Origin of the sequence: Micromonospora sp. SL1-18 (genome assembly GCF_047921505.1) — a bacterium.
Taxonomy (GTDB): Bacteria; Actinomycetota; Actinomycetes; order Mycobacteriales; family Micromonosporaceae; genus Micromonospora.
This window is the reverse complement of sequence record NZ_JBLROA010000218.1, coordinates 1-466: the sequence shown is the minus strand read 5'-3', so window position 1 is coordinate 466 and position 466 is coordinate 1. Positions and strand designations below refer to the sequence as shown.

The 466-nt window shown below is 68.5% G+C and carries 1 protein-coding gene; it reads right to left on the bottom strand.

The annotated features are described in order from the left end of the window. Positions 1 to 378: transposase (locus ACNAW0_RS30650; RefSeq protein ID WP_416291524.1), on the bottom strand; the 378-nt coding region annotated here is incomplete at its 3' end. Positions 379 to 466 lie beyond the last annotated feature (88 nt).

The following is a 466-nucleotide window of genomic DNA, read 5'->3' as shown; positions in this document are numbered from 1 at the left end:
ACGTTGATGCCGGGCTCGGCGATGGTGCCCTTCGCGGTGGCAGTCATGGCCTTGATGTTGAGGGCGTTCAAGCTTGACGACCGCATGCTGGGCGCAGAGCCGATTCGCCGCCCACGCCAGGAAGTCACGACGCCGGTTACGGACCTTCGCCTCGGTCCGGGCAATCTCCGCACGGACCTTACGGGCGCGGTGGGAGGTCTTGGCGCCGCGGTTGCGGCGGGCGGTCTCCTGCCGGCCGGCCTTCGACTTGAGCCGGGCCAGGTCACGTTCCTGACCCGAGGTCGTGAAGGCTCGGTTCCACATGCGGCCGTCGGACATCGCCAACGCGACCTTCACACCACGATCGACCCCCACCACGGTGCCCGGTCGGGCGTGCACCGTGGGCGCCTTGACACCGGTGTGGACACCGAACCCAACGTGCCAGGCGACACCGTCGAAGGACACCACCGAGTTCCGGACTACGCCG